Raw genomic sequence first — 24,295 nt, 5'->3', positions numbered from 1 at the left:
AATAAATAATGAGCTAAATAATAGTCTTAATAAAATCTAACAAATTTGTACCTGTAAATAGATAGCCTTTTACACCAGCCGCTTCTGCTGCATCAACATCGCGCTGACTATCGCCAATAAGGAAACTACTTTTAGGGTCTACATCATAATCCTTAATAGCTTGATTAATCATACCAGGCTTTGGCTTTCTACATTCACAATCAACGGCATAAAGAGGAACAGAGCCTTCTTTATGGTGAGGACAATAATAAAAATGTAAAATTGGTGCCCCACTACGATCTAGTTCTTGAGCCATGTGATCATGTAAAATCTGAACATCAGATTCCTTATAATAACCTCTAGCTACTCCACTTTGATTAGTCACTACAATGAGATCATAGCCCTTGCTATACGCATAAGCCAATGCCGCTTTAGCTCCATCTACCCACTCTAAATCGCTAATTTTGTATAGATAGCTAACATCTTTGTTGATAACACCATCGCGATCTAAAAATAATACCTTGCGCATTAACGTAAATACCCTTCGTTATTATCGAGTAGTTCACAATATTCTTTAACAGCATCTTCCATTTTATGGAACCCTTTATCATAACCAGCAGCCAACAATTTAGTAGTATCAGCCTCTGTAAAGCTTTGATATTTGCCTTTTAATACCTCTGGGAACGGAATGTATTCAATTTTGCCTTTACCGTTGTAGTCGATAACAGCTTGCATAAATTGGTTAAAGCTATGAGCATTACCTGTACCACAGTTAAAAGTACCAGAAATTTCAGGGTGTTCCCAGAAATAGAAGTTTACATTAACTACGTCTTTAACATAGATAAAGTCACGTGTTTGACCACCATCTTCGTAGCCATCTGTACCTTCAAATAGATTGATAATACCAGTTTCTTTATTTTTGTAGAACATTTGGCGAACTAAGGAAGCCATTTTATCTTTATGAGCTTCATTAGGCCCATATACATTAAAGTAACGTAAGCCTACAACTTGCGCTGTATACTCACCTTCATATTTACGCACATAACGGTCGAATAACAATTTAGAGTACGCATATGGATTGAGAGCTTCTTCGGCTTCTGGTTTTTCTACGAAACCATTAGTACCATTACCATAGGTAGATGCAGAGGATGCATAGATAAATGGAATACGACGGTCTTGGCAATAGTGGAATAGATTTTTAGAACCTTCATAGTTGTTCTTCATCATATATTTGCCGTTATATTCCATTGTGTCCGCACAAGCACCTTCATGGAATACTACTTCAATAGGACCTACATCAAATGTACCATCAGCAATAGCACAATCAAAATCTTCACAATCGATATAATCCAAGAATTCTAAATTTTGAATATTTCGGATTTTACGACCATCTGTAAGGTCATCAACAATAAGAATATCTGTACGACCGCGGTCATTTAACGCTTTCACAATATTACTGCCAATAAAACCAGCACCGCCTGTTACGATAATCATAATTTACCCTCCTTAGCCATAGTAGCTATTTTCCCTACAATATCTGATGTAGAATAACCTTCTTTAAATGAAAGCACCTCTACATGATCTACGGACTCACGCCCAATAATGTCTTCTATTTTATAATCGCCGCCCTTAACAAGCGTATTAGGACGTAAATAAGCTAATAGTTCAGCTGGTGTATCCTCTTCGAATAACACCACACCATCGATACAACGCAATGCGCTTAATAATGCTGCTCTATCCTCTTCATGTACGATGGGACGCGTTTCCCCTTTTAGGCGTCTAACAGAATCATCGGAATTTAATCCAATAATTAAATGATCCCCTAACTGAGCCGCCTCTTGTAAATACGTAATATGTCCGCGATGAAGAATATCAAAACAACCATTAGTAAACACAACAGTTTCACCTTTGTTTTGCCATTGTGCAATAAGCTGCTTCATCTCTTCTTTTGTGTATAAAGGTTTAGATTGAACACTATGCTTAAAAGAATGCCATAAATCCAATAGTTCAGATCGGTGGATTGGATATGTGCCCACCTTAGATACGACAATGCCAGCAGCACCATTTGCGATATGTAATGCCAAACGCATAGATAGACCACTGGCAAGGCATGTCATCATCATAGATACAACCGTATCGCCTGCACCACTTACATCGAATACCTCTTGTTGTGTAGCCGGATTATGCCATGTGCGTCCATCCTTTGCAATAACAGTAATCCCTTTTGCAGACCGTGTAGCCACAATATATTCTAAATCAACATTAGCCAGTACTGACTTAGCTGCCTCTACGATGGTAGCATCATCGTTAGCTAACTTATGACCTACACATTCACCTAGTTCTTTTACATTCGGTGTAATGCAGGTGGCACCATTATATTTAGACCAGTCTGAACCTTTAGGATCTACAATGGTTTGTACGCCATACTCCTTAGCTAAACTAAAGATTTTTTTAAGCAATGTTGGTGTACAAACGCCTTTGCCATAGTCAGATACAACAATACCATTGATACCAGTCTTACATAGATTTTCTAGCCAAGCAGACAGTCGTTCCTCTTCCTCACTTGTTAAATCTGTAATCGTTTCAAAATCAAGGCGCATCATTTGCTGACGATCACCCAAGATGCGCATCTTTGTAATGGTAGAACGGTCATCACTTGTAATTAAACCAGTTGTATCGATTTTGTCGGCATCAAGTAAATGTTGCAATAGGCGACCATGGTCATCATTACCAGCAAGTGCACCGAGGTATACCTTACAATCTAAATTAGACAAGTTAGATGCAACGTTTCCAGCCCCACCAAGAACCTCTTTCATTTTTGACACTCGGTTAACAGGAACCGGTGCTTCTGGAGAAATACGACTTACATCACCAAAAACATAACGATCTACCATCACATCGCCAACAACGGCAATCTTCAAGTTTGGCAGTTGCTTTGTTAAAAACTGATTAATGGTAGTATTTATCATAGTCCACCTATTCCTTACCACAATATACATGCATAACGACTTACATAAAATACTTGGCATCAAACATGTATCTATTTATAAATAAGACCGTAACGGTTAGTAATCTTCTTCAATAATCTCACACATAATATGTCCAGCCAATATATGCATTTCTTGAATACGAGCTGTCACATTACTTGGAATAGCCAACGTAATGTCGCATAATTCAGCTAGTTTCCCACCGTCTTCACCGGTGAAAGCAATGGTATGCATACCAATAGAACGAGCCATTTCTGCAGCTTTCACAACATTCTTGGAGTTCCCAGATGTAGAAATACCGATGAGAACATCACCTGTACGGCCTAAGCCCTCTACTTGACGTGCAAAAACAGATTCAAAATCATAGTCATTCGCAATAGCTGTTAATGCAGATGTATCAGTAGTCAATGCAATACCCGCTAAAGAGCGTCGTTCCTTTTTAAAGCGACAAATCAATTCTGCTGCTAAATGTTGAGAATCAGCAGCAGAACCACCATTCCCACAGAACAAAATTTTATTGCCATTCTCTAAAGCCGCCTTACAGCGATATGCAATCTCTTGAATGGTATCCATATGCTCCATTGTCTTGCCAAAGACTTCCAAATGCTCCGTAAAACGATCTGCAATGATTGGATTTAAATCAGTCATTATAAAATCTCCTTTAACAGTCTATCTGCATTTTTCCAGAATAATTTTTCACATTGTTCCACAGATAAACCAGCTTCTTTAAATGCATCGTATAATCGATACATTTCAGAAGTGTCTTTAATTTCTGTATCCGGCTTAATACCATCAAAATCGGTTCCTAATGCCACAACATCCTCCCCGCCTTTATTGATGAGATATAAGCCATGCTTTACGATATCTTCAATTCGACTTACCGGTGATGTACCTAAAAAAGATTGGGCAAAGTTAAGGCCTATAACACCACCCTTATTAGCAATAAGCTTAATCAAATTATCTGGTAGATTTCTAGTATGGGCTGTAACTTCACGCGCATTGGAGTGTGATGCTACAAATGGTACATCTAAAATATCTCCTAGTTGCTCAGTACCAGCATCATTTAGATGAGAACAGTCGACGATTATCCCTAAATCTTGCATAGCCTCTACAAATTCAACGCCTTTTGATGTTAATTTTTTATGCTGCTCACCACAATGTGGCTCACCCAGTCCATTTGGATAATTCCAGGTAAGCGTAATAAGTCGAACCCCATCTTGATAAGCTTGTTTAAGTTTATCTAAGTCACCACCTAGTACGCCGCCCTCTTCAATAGACATGAGAGCTCCAATCTTACCAGTCTCATATACAGACTCTACATCTTGATAAGAGAGCACATGTTGTATGTGCTCTCCATAGTGATGAATTTGTGATGTACATAAATTACGCATCGCTTCATAACGACTATAAGGATCGTTTGTCTCACCAAGATTGATAAATAATGCAAAATCCTGCACCTTGCTGTGAGCCTTTTGTAATTTTTCTATATCGATTTTCCAAGTATTACGATACAAATCTCCATTACTAGGATAATCTATTAACTTCATAATCGTATCGCAGTGTAAATCTATCATAAAGCCTCACATATACTATTAGTAATTAATTGCGTTTTGGTTTTTTAGCATCTAGTTTTTTTAATGCTTTCAGTTCTTCCATAAAGCTATCAATATTATCAAACTTACGATATACGCTAGCAAAGCGAACGTATGCAACTTGGTCGATATCTTTTAATTGTTGCAATACAAGTTCACCTATACGATCAGTAGTTACCTCTTGATTGATTTCATTACGAATATCGCGCTCTACATCATTCACTACTTGTTCCATCACAGACATTGGTACGGTACGTTTATCACAAGAGCGCAATAGACCATTTAATAATTTACCGCGATCAAATAATTCACGACGTCCGTTTTTCTTTAATACCATAAGTGGTACTTCTTCTATAATTTCATAGGTAGTAAAGCGACGGCCACAATTGATACATTCGCGGCGACGGCGAATACTATTACCTTCATCAGTCGTTCTAGAGTCTGTTACCTTCGTGTCTGTGTGTTGGCAATAAGGACATCTCATCTGTTACTACTCCTTTTTCTAATAATCACTCTAAAATAGTGCATAATACGCCCATTTTCTCTACTATATATAGTACCATGAAAGCCTTTAAAATACAAAGAATCCCTAGGATTTCCTAGGGATTCTTCCATTATTCTAGAGCATTTTATATTATGAAATACTTTAGAAATAATATTTTTAATTTTATCTACTATTCTAACTATCGTTTAGGAGCATCTTCAACGCGAAGCAAGCAGTCGCCAGATTCGATGCGGCTACCTTCACGAACTAGGATTTCTTCTACGATACCATCGATAGGAGCAGTAATTGTTGTTTCCATCTTCATCGCTTCTGTAACGATCAATGGCTCACCTTTAGCTACAGATTGACCATTTTTAACGAGAATCTTAACAACGGAACCAGACAATGTAGCACCAATTTCACCAGGGTTAGATTCATCCGCTTTACGACGAACAACGCCAGTAGTCTTAGCATGTTTATCATGAACTTTAATACCACGAGGTTGACCATTGAACTCGAACAATACGATACGGTTACCATCTTCATCTGGTTCAGATAAGCCGTTCATTTTGATGATAAGTGTTTTACCTTTTTCGATAGTTACTTGAATTTCTTCGCCCCGTTTCATACCGAAGAAGAATGTTGGAGTATCAAGTACAGATACATTACCAAAGTCTTTTTTAAATTTATTGTAATCTTGGTAAACCTTAGGGTACAAGCAGTATGCACTGATATCTTCATCAGTTGTTTGAGCACCCATTTCACTCAATTCATTGCGAACATGTTCAAAGTCTGTTGGAGGCAATACTGCACCTGGACGAACTGTGATTGGTTTTGCACCTTTCAAGATAATTTTTTGTAACTCTTCAGGGAATCCTTGGTATGGAGTGCCAAGACGACCTTCAAAGAATTCAACTACGGATTGAGGGAAGTCTAATACATCGCCCTTTTCGTAAATATCTTTTTCAGTCAAGTTATTTTGTACCATGTACAATGTCATATCACCTACAACTTTAGAGGAAGGCGTTACTTTGATGATATCACCAAACATCATATTTACTTGGTGGTACATTTTCTTAATATCAGCCCAACGATCACCAAGGCCTACCATCTTAGCTTGTTGTTGCAAGTTGGAATATTGGCCACCTGGCATTTCATGTTGATATACTTCAGTGTTAGGATATGCTTCTGCTTTATCTACACCTTTGTAGTAAGGACGAATGCTGCCAAAGTAATGCGACATTTCTTCCATGTAATCAATGTTCATTTCAGGTTGACGTTCATGTCCACTCAATGCATAGTACATGGAGTTCATGCTAGGTTGAGATGTACCATTAGCAAATGCAGAGTATGCTAAGTCGATAACGTCTACACCAGCATCTACAGCGCGACCATAGGAATAGATAGCATTGCCAGAACCTTCATGTGTATGTAAATGAATCGGTACAGTAACAGCATCTTTTAAAGCAGATACAAGATTATAAGCAGCTTGAGGTTTCAATAAACCAGCCATATCTTTGATAGCAATAATATTAGCACCCGCTTTTTCAAGCTCTTTAGCCATATTTACATAGTAGTCTAAATTGTATTTAGGACGGTTGCTATCAAGAATATCCCCTGTATAGCACAATGCTACTTCAGCAATTTTGTTTTGTGCACGAACTTCATCAATAGCTACATGCATATTATCAAGGCTATTTAAGCTATCGAATACACGGAATACATCAATACCATTAGCAGCAGCACGTTGGATAAATTGACGAACTACATTATCTGGATAAGATGTGTAACCTACAGCATTAGCGCCACGAATAAGCATTTGAAGTAATGTATTAGGCACTTCGCGACGGAACATACGTAAGCGTTCCCATGGATCTTCATGTAAGAAACGATAGGATACGTCGAATGTAGCACCACCCCAACATTCCAAGGAGAATAAGTTAGGAACACCTTTTGCAGCACGACCAGCTACGCGTGCCATATCAATGGTACGTAAACGTGTAGCAAATAAGGATTGGTGAGCATCACGCCATGTTGTATCTGTAAAGAATACTTGTTTTTGATCAGATAACCATTTACTGAAGCCTTCTGGTCCTAATTCATCAAATTTTTGTTTTGTACCAGCTGCTGGAGATACATCTAAATCAGATGGCATTTGAATTGGTTCAAAATCAGGTACCACTTGAGGACCTGCACCAGAGTAGCCATTGATTGTTACGTCAGCAATGTAACGTAATAATTTAGTACCACGATCGCGGTCTGGTTTTAATTCAAACAATTCTGGATGGTCTTCAATGAAGTTAACAGTGTAGTTACCGCTTTGGAATTCAGGATTTTCAAGAACGTTAATCAAGAAGTGAATATTAGTTTTAACGCCACGAATACGGAATTCTTTTAAACAACGAAGCATTTTACGAATAGTTTCTTCGTTGTTAGGACCGAATGCAGTCGCTTTTACAAGCAAGGAATCATAGTAAGGTGTTACTACGGCACCAGTGAAAGCATTACCAGAGTCTAAGCGGATACCAAAACCACCGGAGCTACGATATGCCAAGATTTTACCTGTATCAGGCATGAAGTTATTTTTAGGGTCTTCTGTAGTGATACGACATTGGATTGCAGTACCTTTACAAGGAACTTCATCTTGTGCTGGAATACCTACTTCTGGGCTATGTAAGTCATAACCTTCAGCAATACGGATTTGAGAATGAACGATATCAATATCTGTAATCATTTCTGTTACAGTATGTTCTACTTGGATACGAGGGTTAACTTCGATGAAATAGAAGGAGCCATCAGCAGTTACCAAGAATTCTACAGTACCCGCATTAACGTAGCCAACATTCTTCATGATTTTTACAGCTGCATCACATACGGCTTTACGAGTTTCCAATGGCAATGCAAAAGCTGGAGCCATTTCAACAACCTTTTGGTGACGACGTTGTACAGAGCAATCACGTTCATGTAAATGAACTACATTACCATGTTCATCACCTAAGATTTGTACTTCAATATGTTTAGGTTCAACAATAAGTTTTTCTACATATACATCATCATCGCCAAAGGCAGCTTTCGCTTCAGATTTTGCGCGATCATATGCATCACGAAGATCTTCTTTACGATGAACCTCACGCATACCACGGCCGCCACCGCCATTTACGGCTTTGATCATCAATGGGAAACCATGAGTATTTGCAAATTCTTCTAATTGTTCAAAATCACGCAATGCCCCATCAGAACCTGGAATCATTGGGATATCTGCCAATTTAGCTTGTGCACGAGCATTAACCTTATCACCGAACATATTTAAATGTTCTACATGAGGTCCGATAAAGATGATACCTTCTTCACCGCAACGACGAGCGAACTCTTCGTTTTCAGACAAGAAACCATAACCTGGATGGATAGCATCAATATCATGTTCTTTTGCAATACGGATAATATCTTCAATATCAAGATATGCTTCAACTGGTTTTTTACCTTCCCCTACGAGATAGGCTTCGTCAGCTTGGTTGCGGTGCAAGGATAATGTATCCTCTTTAGAGTAAATGGCTACAGTTTTAATACCCATTTCATTACATGCACGGAACACGCGGATTGCGATCTCACCACGGTTGGCAACCAATACGGATTTAATTTTTCTCATGTATTGCCTCCTACTAGCTTCCACTAATGTGAACTATCAGCTTTCAATTTTATTAATATATGAATATTTCCTATACTTATAGTCAAAATAATATATTTGGATAGCTCATCATTTTTTGTGATGAGCATTATATTCATAATTACATATAACTATTATACAATATTTTCCACATAATTAAAGGATTATATTAATTACGAAATCATAAAATACATTATTTGCTGTACATGACAAAAACTCATATGTCTTTTATCGATGCACATCGAACTAATTCTATATCCTACGTTATTAATCACCTAAGAAATGATTCATTAATCGATTGAGTTGTTCTTGATCATTTGCACCCATTAATTCCCGTGCAGAATGCATCGCTAATAATGGTAAGCCCACATCCATTGTTCTCATCGGTAACATAGCAGATGAAATAGACCCAACTGTAGATCCACCAGGTATATCAGAACGATTTACATAAATTTGGTAGTTGGCCTCAGCTTCATCACACAAACCTTTAACAATGGCAATAGCTTTGGCATCACCGGCATAGGATTGGCTACATGCTATTTTTAGAGCCACCCCTTTATTAAGTGTAGGAATATTAGTGATATCATTTTTTTCAGGATAATTTGGATGCAAACCATGTGCTACATCAGAGGAAATCATGAATCCTTTTGAAATGAAACTATCCATCTCTTGATTAGAATATCCTAATGCATCATATACTCGTTTAATAAGGTTTGGTAAAAGCATACCTGCTCCGCCCTGTTTAGTACGACTCCCTACCTCTTCATTATCAAAGAGAATAGCACAACGTACACCATCAGCATTAGCCTTACGAGCCTGAATAATCCCTGAAAGTACACCAAAGCAAGATGTTAAATTATCTAAACGAGGCGCACTAATAAAATCGCCTTCAGTCCCTAATACACAGCCTTGTTCTGTTGGGTATAATGTCATTTCATAAGATAAGATTTCAGATGGATCACAGTTGACTTCATCAGCCAAGAACGTAGTCCACTCATCGTATTGAATATTAGACTCTGGGAATAGGCTTGGATTGTTGAGATCATTTAAAGATTTACTAGAATTATCCTTTTCCTTACGATCCATCATTAATATAGGAAGCATTTCCTTTTGACGATTTAATTTAACACCATCATTAACGGAACGATTCATATGTATAGCTAAGTTTGGAACGATTGCGATAGGACGTTTTGTATCAACCAATACAGAGTCTACATCAAAAGCATTATCACCTTTTAATACCACAGTACCCGCAGCCCCTAAAGGACGATCAAGCCATGTATTTTCAATGAGGCCACCGTACATTTCCACATTTAACTTGGTATAACCTTTTACTGATGTAATAGGATTTGGTTTAACCCGAATTGCAGGAAAATCCGTATGTGCGGAGGCAATACGTAATGTGTGTTCTGGTTTCTTTCCTATATGAAAGGCAAACAAAGTAGTACCAAACACATTAACTACATAAGAACCAGAGTCTAATTGCCACTCATCATCTAAATTAAGTTCTGTGAAACCTGAATCCAATAACATTTGTAAACTTGTATCTACTGTATGATACGGAGATGTACATGCACCAATATATTTCAATAACTGTTCATTATCAAATTTCATAGATTCCTCCTATGTAAAATAATGATGCTATTCGTATATAAACAATGAATAGTTCATTTGCGTATAATTTTACAACATATACATTAATAATATATTAACTGCTCTTATTTTATCACAAAAAAGCCGCCCCAAAGGGGACGGCTTTTCGTATATTTTGTAACCACACTATAATCAAACTATGACATATATAGTTTTTAATGTATTACAAGTATATAAAATTCTGGATATCTAGTCTTACCACATACCGATTGCTTTCATCCATACGGAACCAAGGCCCATAAAGATAATTAAGTTGATTACGGATGCGAAGAAACCTAGTTTCCACCATGTATTTTGAGGAACATAACCAGTATTGAAGATTACAGGAGATGGACCTGCTGCATAGTGAGTCAAAGACATACACAAGTTAGATGTGAATGCAATCATCAACAATGTCAACATTGGTGGTGCACCTGCAGAGATAGCAATTGCAGAGAATGCTACGAACATTGCAGAAATATGTGCAGTTAAAGATGCGAATACATAGTGGGAATATGTATTAATAAGTACAGCTATAACGAAGGCAATAATCCAAGATCCTTCTGGAATATAACCGCCTACAAGTACTGTTGCCCATTTGATGAAGCCCAATTTGGACAAGAAACCGGCAAAGCCCATTAATGTACCCATCCAAACTAATGTATCCCAAGCACCTTTTTCACTTTTAACATCGTCCCATACAAGAACACTTGTAGCAAGCAAAATAGAAATACCTAAGAATGCAACAGTTGTAGCATCAATTTTAGTAAATTGAGAAGTAGCCCATAAAACTAAAGCCAAAACAAATACGCCTAGCATAACCCATTCTTGGAAGGACATTTTACCAAGGCCTTTTAACTCTTCTTTAATCATTTGTTGTGCTTCGCGAGCATCTGTAATTTCAGGTGGATATACTTTGTAAATAAAGTACGGCATAATGATCAATGCAATAATACCTGGCACGATGGCAGCCATAGCCCAATCACCCCATGTGATACCAATACCAAAAGATTGAAGCGCCAATGCTGCAACCAATGTGTTACCAGCCATGGATGTTTGGAACATAGCAGATGTAATTGTATTAACTTGATAAATAGATTGCATCAAGAAGGAACCAATTTTACGAGGACCATCTTGAGGTTCAGAACCGAACGCTTTTGCCAAGCTTGTAGTAATTGGCATGATAACACCACCTACACGAGCTGTATTAGATGGAGTTGCTGGAGCCAAAATTAAATCAGATAATGCTAATGCATAAGCCAAACGTAAGGAGCTACTACCAAAAGCAGCAATCAAATTATACGCAATACGTTTCCCCAAACCAGTTTTAATAAAGCCACGAGAGAATAAGAACGCACCTACGATTAACCAAATAGCAGAGTTAGCAAAACCAGAGATAGCTTCGCCGATTTTCAAAGTACCAGTCAAAGCCGCCACAGTAATAACAACGATAGATACGCCACCAATTGGTAATGGCTGAGTAATAAAGCCTACGATAGTAGCCACAAAGATGGCGAATAAATGCCATGATTGAGGAGTTAACCCCTCTGGAGTTGGAACAAACCACAAGCCCAAACCAAAGGCTGCTGGAATAATCCAGTTTAACAGTTTTTTCATACACATACCTCCTACATAGGAAAAACTAAAATATATTTATATCCTCTTATCATAAATATAATATATTACAAGATAAAAATATGTGAAAAAAAGCTGTGCATCACTAGGTATGCACAGCTTTCATTATCATATAAATCCTATTCAGGTAGAGATACGTTCTCTAAATTTGTTTTCTCAATAGCTTCAATGTCACCTTTATCGCAAAGATTTGCAATAGTTGGATCAATTGGCAAACGATTCAACAATAATAGACCGTATTTTTGAAGGATTTCTTCAATGTGGCTTTCACCAAAGATTTGGTAATCCTTACCGTTATCTGGGCAATGGAAGTAAGAGTAGTTTTCCACTACACCAATAATAGGCACTTGCATTAAATCAGCCATTTTAACTGCTTTTTCAACAATCATGGATACCAAGTCTTGAGGAGATGTAACAATGATGATACCATCCAATTTCAAGGATTGGTAAACTGTAATCGCTACGTCACCTGTTCCTGGTGGCATATCAACGAATAAATAATCGATGTCTTTCCAAATAACATCACTATAGAATTGTTTTACAACATTGCCTAAAATAGGACCACGCCATAAAACAGGATCTGTATCGTTTTCCAAAAGGAGATTAACAGACATAACGTCAATACCACCTTTGGATTTTACCGGATACATACCAATTTCGTCAGCATATGCTTTTTCCTTGATGCCGAATATTTTAGGAATGGAAGGACCGGTAATATCCGCATCGAGGATACCTACTTTGTAACCTTTACGCGCCATAGTAATGGCCATCAAGCTTGTAACGGAGGATTTACCTACGCCACCTTTACCAGATACTACGCCGATTACATGTTTAACAGAACTAAGCTCGTGTAATGGAGCTGTAAAATCTTGAGGTTGTTGAGGAGCGCCGCCACCGCAACCAGAGGATTGAGATGGGCATCCGCCACAATCACTGCTGCTACCGCAACCCATAGTAAACACCTACTTTCTTTGAGGAACTACCTCACATCTATATGTAAAACCTTTTGTTTATATGGTAAATACAATGTATCTACTGTTACATTGTATCATGTCATATCAAACTTTATCAATATATTACTCGCCACAGAACTCTTTAGTTAAGGCACCGAGAATTTCCATGCCCTTTGTGATTTCTTCTACTGTTGGTACTGTATAGCTTAAGCGGAATGCATGTCCTTCCCCTGCACCATCAGCAGCAAAAGCACCACACTTAATGATCCCTACATTGCGATTCATACACGTTTCGAAGAATTCGTCACAATCTACATCCTCAGGCATCGTCATCCATGCGAACATACCACCTGTAGGCTGAGTTAACTTAACCTTAGAACTTGCATACTTATTAAATGCATCAAGCAAAGCATCACATTTAGTCTTATATACTTTACGTACATTTTCTAAATGTGCATCATAATCGATTGTATCAAGAACTTTAGCTACCACCTTTTGTGTAACTAATGGCATTTGACCAGCTGTATTATTCTTTAAAGCTTGGATAGCTTCGATTACCTTCTCTGGGCCAAATAGGAAACCTACACGTAAACCTGCAGATAATGTCTTCGAATAAGAACCAGCATAGAGAACACGATTTTCGGTATCAAAGGATTTAAATGTTGGAATGTACTCACCAGCAAAGCGAATCTCACCGTATGGATCATCTTCATATATAAACAAATCATATTTAGAGGCAATAGCGTAAATTTCTTTACGGCGTTCCAATGGCATTGTAATACCTGTTGGGTTTTGGAAGTTAGGAATGAGATAAATATATTTACCTTTACCAGATTGAGCAGCTTTTTCTAATTCACTAGGAATCATGCCATACTCATCAGTCTGAATACCTAATGCTTTACCACCCATATTGCGTACAGAATTGATAGCACTAGTAAAAGTAAATTCATCCATGTATACTTCATCGCCAGGTTCCAATACGGTAATTGGTACAAGGCCTAATAGCTGACCAGCACCATTGGAGATTATAAGACCTTGTCCTTCTGGATTCATCTTATGTGTTTTTACAAGACGCTCTAATGTCAATTCTGCTAAACGTGCATCCCCTTGCATTGGTCCATATTGTAAAAGACTCATGGGATTAGAGTGAACCACTTCATCAAAAGCCTTTTCAATAACCTCAACAGGAATGGCTTCTGGTGCAGGATTGCCAATACCAAAGCTAATAAAACCTTCTACCCCTACACCACGTTCAAATACTTCACGAATAAAATTAGGACCTTTTAAGGTCACCCGTTCAGGAAGAGAAAAACTCATACTATCGCCTCTTTCATATATACTAAATTGAATAACATTTAATTAATTAGAGATTGTTAAGCATTAGGATCGTGCTCTTGTTCAGCATTTTTCTTATTGATGTAGTTCTTATATACTTTCCAAAGAATGAAGTATACAATACCTGCAACAACTACGATGATTCCTAATCGCCCCATATTCTCTTGGAAATTTACGATATCTGTACCGATAGCTACTTCAAGAGCTGTAGATGGGAATTTACCGATTAAATTCGCTAAGATATAGTCTCTCGGTTTAATTTTACTAATGGCACCAAGTGCTGTAATAACACCAGATGGAAAATATGGTAAGGATCTAGCAAATAACATGACCACAAAACCATTTTTACCGGAAAAATCATCTACTTTCATCAATACCGTACTCTTAGCAATAAGCTTATCTGCTGTATCACGCAAGAAGTACCGCATAATGTAAAAGCTAATAACTACGCCTATCGTTTCTGCAAGCCAGGAAATTATTATGCCTGGCCACATACCAAATACGAGACCGTTTGCGGTAGATATAAAGATAGATGGTAGAAAACCAACAGCATTAACAAAAATATCAAGAAGCATACTAACGACCATGGCCATAGGACCAAAGCCTTGAATATACTCTGCTATCTCATCCATAGATCCACTCGTCGCTAAATGCCACATAGTAGGATAGAATGTAGGATCTACTATATTGATGGCAATTAATAGAATGACAAAACCAATGCCTGCTATTAACTGTACCCAACCTTCACCAGAAGGCTTTAATTTTTTTGTACTCATATATACCTCGTTTTATAAAAAACTAGTTCTATTATATCACGGATTCTATAGAACTGTTATATGTAAGAACTTAAACATTCTATTTATCTAATTACTACCAGTTAAAAATAATTACTTTTAACTGGTAGTATCTATAAAATATGTATAATAGCATTAGCATAAAAATTATCGAAAGATGTATAATACTATTAAAACGAGAATATTCTTAATGAAAGAAGGTATATTATGGTATCAGCAGGTCAAACAGCTACGGCGACTGTAACAGTTACAGAATCTAATATTGCTAAAACAATGAAATCCGGTTCTTTAGAAGTCTTTGCCACACCAGCTATGTGTGCTTTAATGGAAGAAGCAGCTCAAGCAGCAGTACAGCCATATTTAGAAGATGGCGAAGGTACTGTAGGTATCGCTCTATCCATTACTCATGAGGCCCCTACTCCACTTGGTGCAACAGTAACTGCTAAAGCTACAGTTAGTGCTGTAGAAGGACGTAAAATAACCTTTGATATTGAAGCATCTGACGGCGTTGGTATCATTGGTCGAGGAACTCATGAACGATTTGTTATTAATAACGAAAAATTCATGGCTAAAGTTACAAGTCGTGCAAAATCTAACTAATAACTAGTTTTACTAATAGTCTATAACTAATTGTACAATAGCCTAAGTGCGAATTTCACATAACAAAATAATACAAAAATGGCATCTATCCAACGATAGATGCCATTTCTATTTACGTGTTAAATTATATAATCTACTAGCTTAATCTATTAAAAGATTAGCAAATTTTAACTACCCAGCCTTCAGGAGCTTCGATTTCACCATGTTGAATGCCAAGTAATGTGTCATATAATTTTTTAGTGATAGGCCCCATATCATCCATACCAGCTGGTACATTAATAGTGCCTTCTGGAGTATCGATTTGACCTACTGGAGAAATAACAGCTGCTGTACCGCATAGACCCATTTCAGCAAAGTCTTTTAATTCATCTTTATGAACAGGGCGATTTTCTACAGTCATACCAAGGTAGTGTTCTGCTACATACATTAAAGAACGACGTGTAATGGATGGCAAAATACTATCGGATTTAGGTGTAACTAATTTACCATCTTTAGTGATGAAGATAAAGTTTGCACCACCAGTTTCTTCTACATGTGTACGAGTAGCCGCATCAAGGTACATGTTTTCTGCATAACCTTTTTCATGTGCATCAGTAATAGCGTACAAGCTCATAGCATAGTTTAGACCAGCTTTGATGTGACCAGTACCATGAGGAGCTGCACGATCAAAATCAGTGATACGAATTTTGATTGGTTTAGCGCCACCTTTGAAGTAAGGGCCTACTGGTGTAGTAAATACACGGAATTGATATTCATCCGCAGGTTTTACACCGATAACGGAGTTTGTACCCATCATGTATGGACGAATATAAAGACTTGCACCATGACCATAAGGAGGAACAAAGTCTTTGTTTGCTTTTACAACTTCTTTTACAGCTTCAAGGAAACGACCTTCAGGTAATGTAGGCATTACAAGGCGTTCACAAGATTGATTCAAACGAACTGCATTCAAATCTGGACGGAAGCATACGATGTGACCATCTTTAGTGTAGTATGCTTTCAAACCTTCAAAGACAGTTTGAGCGTATTGGAATACACCAGCACATTCATTAAGAACAACGTTAGCATCAGTAATTAATCCGCCTTCGTCCCATTTACCATCTTTATATGTAGTTAAATAACGGTAGTCGGTTTCTACATAACCAAAACCGAGATTATCCCAATCGATATTCTTGCTCATAACAATAACCTCCATGCTTATTAATATACTTATAATCTTAACACTATGAGCAAGTTATTTCAACATATTCTATAGAGAACAGAAATTAGACATGTAATAAGTTAAGTATACTTAAGTACAAAATATAGAATACACTTATTTTGATGCGTTATAAATCATATGGATCATCATATCTATAACGATTGGTATCATAAATAATCTCTATGTCTTTATCTATAATAAATTTAGTTCGTTTCAAATCATAAGGTACATCGTAACGCGTATGATATGAAATAGATTCTACACGACCAGTACGAACCGCATCATCGGATCCAAACGGAACTTTTACAATATCCCCTTCATATATATCATTTCTATCAGTACGATAATAAAATTCCTGGTTTATCTTAAAAATATATACAGAACAATACGTATAAATCCTTCTATCAGATGTATGATTTGATTGTAAAAACTCTTGTAAAGATTTATCTCTTGTATGAGCATGTATAAAATTAATTAGATTTTTATACCAAGTGGGCACATACTGATCAGTTACATTCCCTATAAACAATGTATCTTCTTTATGCGCCCATTTAATACGTACTGTTACTATACCACCACGAGTAGGGTCTCTATCAAGGTCATGACTTTCACTAAGACTAAAAGAATCTAGACTATATAGCGTTTCGCCAATGTGAAAGTCAATATCTTGCTTCAATTGATGAATCATTTGATTATCTACATACTCACTATGACTATGGCTAGAGTGACCAAATTGCTTACTATTACAATCAATGGAAATAGACGGCTCATTCCAATTAAAATTCAATGTATTTACGTCACCATATTCTTGGTACATATTTTTTTGCACTTCAATATGAATCTCTTGAATTCTATCTTTTTCTCGATTTCCATCAAATAAAAGTAATGTAGACATTCCTAGAATTTGTCTGAATAGTATAGACATGGCCCTCAGAGTATTATCAAAAGGAAATTCATATATAAATTCCTGATCCTCAGTGTTGATGAGCTGCACTTGGACAGCACACTCATCCTCATCATATATGTCAATATCATCGGAAAATCTACGCCCCATAAGCTCTAATAGATATTGTTTTTTAGATTCGTCAATTGAGTACTCCTTAGTAGTTAAGGATTCTATTTTACCCTCTACAGGTTTCGAGATATGCTCCCATTTAATGCCATAGGTAACACTAATGGCTTCCTTAATAGAAATATGTTGTATCTCTTCGATATAGTAATCTTTACGATTTAATTTCACTTCCTTTGGAACGGATTCTGGTAAATCACCATACCAGCTACCCGTACTTATAATGTCACAAGATACTACGGTACCTATAAATTTATCTGTCACATTTCTTTGCATATACATAGGGACTCCTCCTTTTATTACTTTGTTTAAGTATAATAAACAGGATGTGACAAAAATTCCTCTATATTATTATTTCGTCAAAAATATTTTTTACATACTGATTTATATTATAATTAACTTACCATATATGTATCTCATCTCTTAAGGAGGTATCTCTTAAGGAGGTATCTCTCATGAAAGAATCTACTAACCGTACCCTAATTACTAATCCCAAAAACATTATCTGTATCGGTTTAAACTATGCAGACCATATAGAGGAAACTAGTCTTGCTACACATGATTTTACAGAAATCTTTATGAAAACATCTAATGCATTGGCATCACATCAAGATATAGTTCCCATTCAAGATGAAAACCTTCATTATGATTACGAAGGAGAACTGGTTATCGTCATTGGTAAGGCGGGTAAAAATATATCTCGTGAACAGGCCAGAGACCATATATTAGGCTATACCATTGGAAATGATGTTTCAGCTCGAGCCTTACAATTTAGAGGCTCTCAATGGATTCTCGGCAAATCACTAGATAACTTTGCCCCTATCGGTCCTACTATTGTCTCTCCAGATGATTTTGATTTTGACAATGCCACTATTACTACAACAGTAAATGGTGAAATACGTCAACAAGCCAAATTACAACAAATGATGTTTAAACCGGACGCGATTATCGAATTTGTATCCCAGTTTATTACACTACAGGAAGGTGACATTATCTTTACCGGTACACCTAGTGGTGTTGTACTTGGTAAAAATGAAAAACGATATGGTTGGTTAAAATCAGGAGATACCGTATCTATATCGATTAGTGGCATTGGTACCTTAGTAAATCAATTTAAATAGTCCCACCTATATATACTAAAAGAGATTACCTATGATGTGTCTATCCATCATGAGTAATCTCTTTCTTCTTTTTCTATAAGTCTATTTAAATATGATTTTACAATCTAATATGTACTATTTATGTTTTGCTTCAAGATCAAGCATGTATTTCTTGCGTTCAATACCGCCAGCATAGCCAGTTAATTTTCCATTACTACCAATCACACGATGACATGGAATGATAATAGATATAGGATTATGTCCTACGGCACCTCCTACTGCTTGGGCAGACATCCTATCTTTTCCTTGCTGTTTTGCAATCTCTTTACCTATATCTCCATATGTTGTAGTTTTACCATAAGGTATGGTTTGTAATATAGACCATACAGACTTACGGAACTCTGTCCCCTCTAACTGAATCGGTGGTGTAATAAAAGGCTTTTTACCATTAAAGTATTGGTCTAGCCACATAATAGTTACTTCAAATGGACCTGTTAGTTGCTCTATATACTCCGCATCATCATAACTTGGTGCATAATCTTCATCGATAAAAAATAAATCTGTTAAGTATGATAATGTACCAAGCATAATCATAGTTCCTAATGGGCTTTCATAGGTGTATTTATAATTCATAGTACATTATCTCCTTCTTAAACTAACCAATCATTCATAACTTTTTGTAAGTCATATTAAATGATACAGTATTTTTATGAATTTCAAAAGGTTTAGGTTCCTATTCTCTATTAATGGGTACATATAAAGTATCTATATTATGATAATAATTTGTTGTAGATATCATAATCTATATCCTTAAATACATTAAATACCACTTGTATTTTACTATTTGTTTCTTTTAAATATGTTCGTACCGTATCTATGGCAATCTGTGCTGCTTCTTCATTAGGGAATCTAAATTCACCAGTAGAAATACAGCAGAATGCAATGGAGCGTAAGTTATAAGCATTAGCTAACTTTAAACAGGATTGATAGCAAGAAGCTAATTCAATTCTTTCCTTATCTGTTACACTTTCATAAATAATAGGACCTACCGTATGAAGTACATGCTTTGCGGGCAAATTATACCCATAGGTCATACGAGCCACACCCGTTTTTTCAGGCATTTCCATATACTCAGTCATTCTAGCACATTCCATGCGAAGCTCTATACCAGCAAAGGTATGGATTTCATTATCGATACACTTATGATTTGGAGCAAAACATCCAAGTAATTTATTATTGGCTGCATTTACAATAGCATCTACAGATAATTGAGTAATATCTCCTTGCCACAAATAAATCTGAGGCTCTCGCTCTTCCATATCACTAATCGTTACGATTCCCTTTTCATTGGCCAATATATTTAAATATTCAGACTCTATCTTCATCCATTCAAGAGACATGCCACCAGCAGGACGAATATTACATAAAGATCTAAAGAGAGTAAATTGCTCTTCTTCATTCATAGGGATCTCTATATGTTCGTTATGTCTCTCATTGTATTCTGCTACTAAGCCTTCAACCAAATAGCGTAACCGTTCTTGCTGTATCATATGTAACTCCTTTTTTTATAGACTATACGTTCACCTAATATATAACAAAAAACTGCTAGCACATATGTATATGCTAGCAGTAACTTTACTGTGATTATATTATACTATATTATATTCAGTTTTAAGGTCTTACAAATGCTTGACCCCCATGGTTGACGAGGACATCCCCATCTAAAACCTTTGTGGTAACATTTTGTAGACTACCTTGGATTTGGCTCATCATGAATCGATAACCAGGACTATTTAAATGTTTTGTTAAGGCCTCTTGATCACTATAAATTTGGATAACATACCAATGATTTTTTACATTTCTTTCACGAAGCACATAACCAGCCTTATAACCCGCATCATCGCGTACGACCCGTTCAATATCGAGTTGGTATTGACGTTGTACTGTGTCGATATCATTGCTATTAACAGTAAACTCTGTTAATGTCACTACTGCTTTACCATCATTGACAATAGATAAAGCATCTTTTTTCTCAAACAATAGTACAGACTGTACGTCGTACATTTTGCGATTTGTTAATTTAGAACCTACTTCATTAACAAAGGCTTGATAATGATCGGATTTGCGATGTGTTTCAATAGCAGCTAAATCTTTATAAACTTCTACTACATAAGACTCAGATGGATTACCTTTTACATGCGCTACATTCATAGATAATGTATTAGGTTCTTTCTCCATAGATGCTGTTAGATTGGCAACACCTGCACTGTTATATGTGCCCTGTAACTCTGTAGGAACTTGATAGCGATACATGCCTACACTAGGTGCTGTGTCTAAACCTTCATCACGTTCCATAACAAGAGCCGCAAAGGATGTACTAACACCTAATACAGCAATAGCAGATGTAATTATCATACGTTTTAATAATGTTCTATTCATAGACGTTCTTAAATACTCCTAAGTACTTCAAGATTACAATGTAATATATTCTACTATTGTACCATGTTCTTCAATAAGTTTAACTAAGTCTTTTCCCTGTAGCCATACGGTAGCATCATTTTGATTTGGATGTATACCGATTAGATTATCTTTATAATCCGCATCAATGTAGTAATGTACCTTACGCTCTTCATCGTGGAGCAAACAGAATGGAGACACATGACCTGGTTTAATCTTCAAAATATCCCACAGCTCTTCTTCAGAACCAAAGGAAATCTTTTTAAGCTTATGATCCTTACGGAACTGTTTCAGATCCACACGCTTAGAACCACGAACGGTAATCAAATAATAATGTTCCCGTTTATGGTCTCGAATGAATAAATTCTTTGCATCCCACTCAGGATATGGCAACTCTACATTGGGCTTATCATCCATACTAAATAACGGTGCGTGATCCGTAATTTCAAAATCGATATGATGGTCACGTAGGCAATCATATACGCCTTGTTTATCTAACATGTAATACCTCTAATATAATTTGGTGAAAGTAAACATCATAGTGAAAGCAACTATATATGTGTTAATTATACACCAATCTTATTCTGAGACTGTATAGGTTCCATCAAATACAAATAATTCAGGATGTTCATGTACAAATACATCTTCAAAGATTCCTTCATATTCATAGACTACATCGTCTTTTCCATCTAGAAAATCAAATACCTCATCGTCCCATTCTTTTAAAATGGTCCATCGTTCTTCTCTATTAAATGGAACAGAACCGCCAAAGTAATCGATTACGGATTGTAAATTATCTGCTAGTATATCCATCTTGAAGAGGCGTAACCCTGCAAGAGCATCTTCCCATACAATGCCTGTAGAGTTATAGAAGAACTGATGATGCCCACCATTATTAACCTCAGCGAAATACCAGTATATAGCGTTAAGATATCTTTGCTCTACGGTGAACCCTTTTGCAGATTCTAAATAGTTATCATACGAACCATAAATATTGATAGTCCAATAGGCAGGCTCATTTATAGTCCACATATCATCTGTAGCTAAAATTTCTTCTACAGTAATCGTTCGTTGACGAGGTACACCTTCTCTTTTCTTCTTTTTCTCTGCTATATACTTGCTATAGTTTAAGCATAAATCAGGATAGTCAACTTCACATTTTTCAAAGTCCATTTGTAAACGGCACATATCCATGACTTCAAAGCAGTATTCCTTTATATCATTTCGATTTTCTTTAGTCGCTAATCGTACACCATTATCTACTAAAGCTAACATCTGTTGCATGTTCTCTGATGTATAAGCCTCATGATTAGTAGAAGCAATAGAGCCATGGGAGTACGCACAGCGATAATGCCACACTGCATCTCTATGTTCTGTATCGATGGTCTTAAATACTTTAATAGCTTCTTCTGGTTTATCATTATTGTTATAGGCTCTACCAAGCTCGCCTAATAAAGGTACAGATAAGTTATCGATGCCAACCTCTGTCAATACATCGATAATGATTTCCTCTTGACCGATATCATTAAGATCTTTAATAGTTTGTAACTGTTCAGCATCAGACAAAGATAAAAATTGCTCAACACTCATAGACATACAATACACTTCCCCTCATATCATTAATATGTATATGAACTCATCTTATCATAATAATAACAAACAACACAAAATAATAAGCACAAAACAATAACTGACTGATTTTAAAATAATAGTTTATAACAAAAACAGCTACTTACTAGCTACCAAGCCATACGATAAATACAGGAGTACCTTCATCATCATCAGAAACATCGTCGGCATCGTCAGCATCGAATTCGTGATCATCATAGGCTAGGTTTTCAAAGAATACATGATCACCGAGCTCTTTATTGGCCATTAAGTTATGTAGCTTGAAAAGAAGCTCTTCTGTAGTAAAGTACTGTCCATTATCTGCTTTTAGGCGAGCATAGATTTCAACTTGCCACATACCATCTTCTTTATCGTATTCTTCTAATTCATCGTCTTCGTACAAGTATTCATTAGAGTGAAGCTGACTTTTACTTTCAATCCAAGCTTCATAGCTTACAAGAATTTCAGGCTCTACTAATGGCGGTAATGTATCAGGATTAACATTATGCTCTTCTAAGCATTCATAAAACGCCTTATCGAACTCTTCTCTAGTATAAGTAGTTTTATTAAAAACCCAAGGAATTCCCTTAAACTCATGATAGTAACCTTCATATATTTTATTACCATCTTTATCAGTACCGAGATATTCAATCTGCTCATTATTCTCATCCTTGTTAAACAGTTTTTTTATGGCATCAAAAATCATAGGATAATCCTCCTTGTCATCCTTTGAACTAATAGAGGTTAATGGGTACTCTACTACTTCACAACACAAAACTAACTATGTATCTAAAGTAGCTGTTTTGCCATTTTTATGGCAATATATCAGCCATCAATAGCAAAGTAATTTAAATCTTCAAACTCATCGTCCCAAAATTCAAAGCAAAATATATGCGTATAATCAAAGGTTTGTTCACAATAGGTTACAGTACCTAGCTCTGGATCAATTTGAGGGATACCGATCCGTTCTTTCACATCATCTATAGTAATAGATTCATCATACATTTCTCGAATGTCTTCAAGCATAAAAGCAGCAATCTTATCAATATTTTTATGGTAATTTTTGGCAAGAACTTTTACAGTATCTAAATAATCACCTGATGGTTTCTCATCCCAACAGAATTCTAAACCTTCATAAAGAAGTCTATAATCACAATATCTCTCATTATATACGAGTTCATTTTCACTCATAGGCATCCTCTCTC

At 36.4% G+C, this 24,295-nt stretch carries 23 protein-coding genes; 2 read left to right on the top strand and 21 right to left on the bottom strand.

The genetic code is table 11. From position 1 onward, the window contains the following. Positions 1-13: 13 nt before the first annotated feature. From O3607_RS00730 to O3607_RS00675, 12 genes are all read right to left on the bottom strand, one after another. Positions 14-508, bottom strand: coding sequence for a D-glycero-alpha-D-manno-heptose-1,7-bisphosphate 7-phosphatase (locus O3607_RS00730; RefSeq protein WP_371443189.1), 495 nt, complete (start codon positions 506-508; stop codon positions 14-16). Continuing rightward, entirely contained in the window at positions 508-1,473 is a 966-nt protein-coding gene (rfaD, locus tag O3607_RS00725) for an ADP-glyceromanno-heptose 6-epimerase (RefSeq protein ID WP_105085490.1), read from the bottom strand. The genes O3607_RS00730 and rfaD overlap by 1 nt, the downstream gene beginning before the upstream one ends. Continuing rightward, positions 1,470-2,948, bottom strand: coding sequence for a D-glycero-beta-D-manno-heptose-7-phosphate kinase (rfaE1, locus tag O3607_RS00720; protein ID WP_371443188.1), 1,479 nt, complete (start codon positions 2,946-2,948; stop codon positions 1,470-1,472). Before rfaE1 ends, rfaD begins: the two co-directional genes overlap by 4 nt. A gap of 96 nt (positions 2,949-3,044) precedes the next feature. Further along, complete coding sequence (gene gmhA, locus O3607_RS00715) at positions 3,045-3,614, bottom strand: D-sedoheptulose 7-phosphate isomerase (protein ID WP_371443187.1); 570 nt, start codon at positions 3,612-3,614, stop codon at positions 3,045-3,047. Further along, entirely contained in the window at positions 3,614-4,540 is a 927-nt protein-coding gene (locus O3607_RS00710) for a dipeptidase (protein ID WP_371443186.1), read from the bottom strand. Before O3607_RS00710 ends, gmhA begins: the two co-directional genes overlap by 1 nt. A gap of 25 nt (positions 4,541-4,565) precedes the next feature. Next, positions 4,566-5,042 (bottom strand): transcriptional regulator NrdR, encoded by a 477-nt coding sequence (nrdR, locus tag O3607_RS00705; RefSeq protein ID WP_024065834.1) that lies wholly within the window; start codon positions 5,040-5,042, stop codon positions 4,566-4,568. A gap of 199 nt (positions 5,043-5,241) precedes the next feature. Continuing rightward, positions 5,242-8,688, bottom strand: a complete 3,447-nt coding sequence (locus tag O3607_RS00700; protein ID WP_156719731.1) for a pyruvate carboxylase — start codon at positions 8,686-8,688, stop codon at positions 5,242-5,244. A gap of 285 nt (positions 8,689-8,973) precedes the next feature. Next, complete coding sequence (locus O3607_RS00695; protein ID WP_371443185.1) at positions 8,974-10,320, bottom strand: M18 family aminopeptidase; 1,347 nt, start codon at positions 10,318-10,320, stop codon at positions 8,974-8,976. 234 nt (positions 10,321-10,554) lie between these two features. Then, positions 10,555-11,955 carry an anion permease gene (locus tag O3607_RS00690; protein ID WP_371443184.1) on the bottom strand — a complete coding sequence of 467 codons (1,401 nt, stop codon included), beginning with the start codon at positions 11,953-11,955 and terminating at the stop codon, positions 10,555-10,557. A 137-nt stretch (positions 11,956-12,092) separates the two neighbouring features. Beyond that, positions 12,093-12,926, bottom strand: coding sequence for an Mrp/NBP35 family ATP-binding protein (locus tag O3607_RS00685; RefSeq protein WP_060924709.1), 834 nt, complete (start codon positions 12,924-12,926; stop codon positions 12,093-12,095). A gap of 123 nt (positions 12,927-13,049) precedes the next feature. Then, positions 13,050-14,243 carry a PLP-dependent aminotransferase family protein gene (locus O3607_RS00680; RefSeq protein WP_371443183.1) on the bottom strand — a complete coding sequence of 398 codons (1,194 nt, stop codon included), beginning with the start codon at positions 14,241-14,243 and terminating at the stop codon, positions 13,050-13,052. Between the two features lie 56 nt (positions 14,244-14,299). Further along, positions 14,300-15,037 (bottom strand): TVP38/TMEM64 family protein, encoded by a 738-nt coding sequence (locus O3607_RS00675; RefSeq protein ID WP_005386912.1) that lies wholly within the window; start codon positions 15,035-15,037, stop codon positions 14,300-14,302. Between the two features lie 225 nt (positions 15,038-15,262). Between O3607_RS00675 and O3607_RS00670 the strand changes: the two genes are divergently transcribed. Then, the gene (locus tag O3607_RS00670) at positions 15,263-15,655 is read left to right on the top strand and encodes a thioesterase family protein (RefSeq protein ID WP_005386914.1); all 393 of its coding nucleotides are present in this window, start codon (positions 15,263-15,265) and stop codon (positions 15,653-15,655) included. Positions 15,656-15,812: 157 nt separating this feature from the next. Here O3607_RS00670 and O3607_RS00665 read toward each other — a convergent pair whose 3' ends face one another. Together O3607_RS00665 and O3607_RS00660 are read right to left on the bottom strand one after the other, a co-directional pair. Beyond that, on the bottom strand, positions 15,813-16,835 hold the full coding sequence (locus tag O3607_RS00665) for a branched-chain amino acid aminotransferase (protein WP_316109619.1): 1,023 nt from the start codon (positions 16,833-16,835) through the stop codon (positions 15,813-15,815). Positions 16,836-16,983: 148 nt separating this feature from the next. After that, positions 16,984-18,207 (bottom strand): hypothetical protein, encoded by a 1,224-nt coding sequence (locus tag O3607_RS00660; RefSeq protein ID WP_371443182.1) that lies wholly within the window; start codon positions 18,205-18,207, stop codon positions 16,984-16,986. A 173-nt stretch (positions 18,208-18,380) separates the two neighbouring features. Between O3607_RS00660 and O3607_RS00655 the strand changes: the two genes are divergently transcribed. Continuing rightward, a complete protein-coding gene (locus O3607_RS00655; RefSeq protein WP_371443181.1) occupies positions 18,381-19,046 on the top strand; it encodes a fumarylacetoacetate hydrolase family protein in 666 nt (221 codons plus the stop codon). Positions 19,047-19,160: 114 nt separating this feature from the next. On the opposite strand, the gene O3607_RS00650 is transcribed toward O3607_RS00655, so the two are convergent. The 7 genes from O3607_RS00650 to O3607_RS00620 form a co-directional block, all read right to left on the bottom strand. Beyond that, positions 19,161-19,658 carry a methylated-DNA--[protein]-cysteine S-methyltransferase gene (locus O3607_RS00650; protein ID WP_005386920.1) on the bottom strand — a complete coding sequence of 166 codons (498 nt, stop codon included), beginning with the start codon at positions 19,656-19,658 and terminating at the stop codon, positions 19,161-19,163. Positions 19,659-19,795: 137 nt separating this feature from the next. Then, complete coding sequence (locus tag O3607_RS00645) at positions 19,796-20,575, bottom strand: protein-ADP-ribose hydrolase (protein WP_371443180.1); 780 nt, start codon at positions 20,573-20,575, stop codon at positions 19,796-19,798. A 121-nt stretch (positions 20,576-20,696) separates the two neighbouring features. Next, entirely contained in the window at positions 20,697-21,464 is a 768-nt protein-coding gene (locus O3607_RS00640) for a putative quinol monooxygenase (protein ID WP_371443179.1), read from the bottom strand. A gap of 33 nt (positions 21,465-21,497) precedes the next feature. Further along, the gene (locus O3607_RS00635) at positions 21,498-21,983 is read right to left on the bottom strand and encodes a prolyl-tRNA synthetase associated domain-containing protein (protein WP_371443178.1); all 486 of its coding nucleotides are present in this window, start codon (positions 21,981-21,983) and stop codon (positions 21,498-21,500) included. Positions 21,984-22,061: 78 nt separating this feature from the next. Continuing rightward, positions 22,062-23,078, bottom strand: a complete 1,017-nt coding sequence (locus tag O3607_RS00630) for a DMP19 family protein (protein ID WP_371443177.1) — start codon at positions 23,076-23,078, stop codon at positions 22,062-22,064. A gap of 139 nt (positions 23,079-23,217) precedes the next feature. Then, positions 23,218-23,796, bottom strand: coding sequence for a hypothetical protein (locus O3607_RS00625; protein WP_371443176.1), 579 nt, complete (start codon positions 23,794-23,796; stop codon positions 23,218-23,220). Between the two features lie 119 nt (positions 23,797-23,915). After that, entirely contained in the window at positions 23,916-24,281 is a 366-nt protein-coding gene (locus O3607_RS00620; protein WP_195186011.1) for a hypothetical protein, read from the bottom strand. Positions 24,282-24,295: the final 14 nt, after the last annotated feature.

The organism is Veillonella sp. 20925_1_51 (genome assembly GCF_041431445.1).
GTDB lineage: Bacteria > Bacillota > Negativicutes > Veillonellales > Veillonellaceae > Veillonella > Veillonella nakazawae.
The sequence above is the reverse complement of the archived record's forward strand: the minus strand, read 5'-3'. Positions and strand labels throughout refer to the sequence as shown.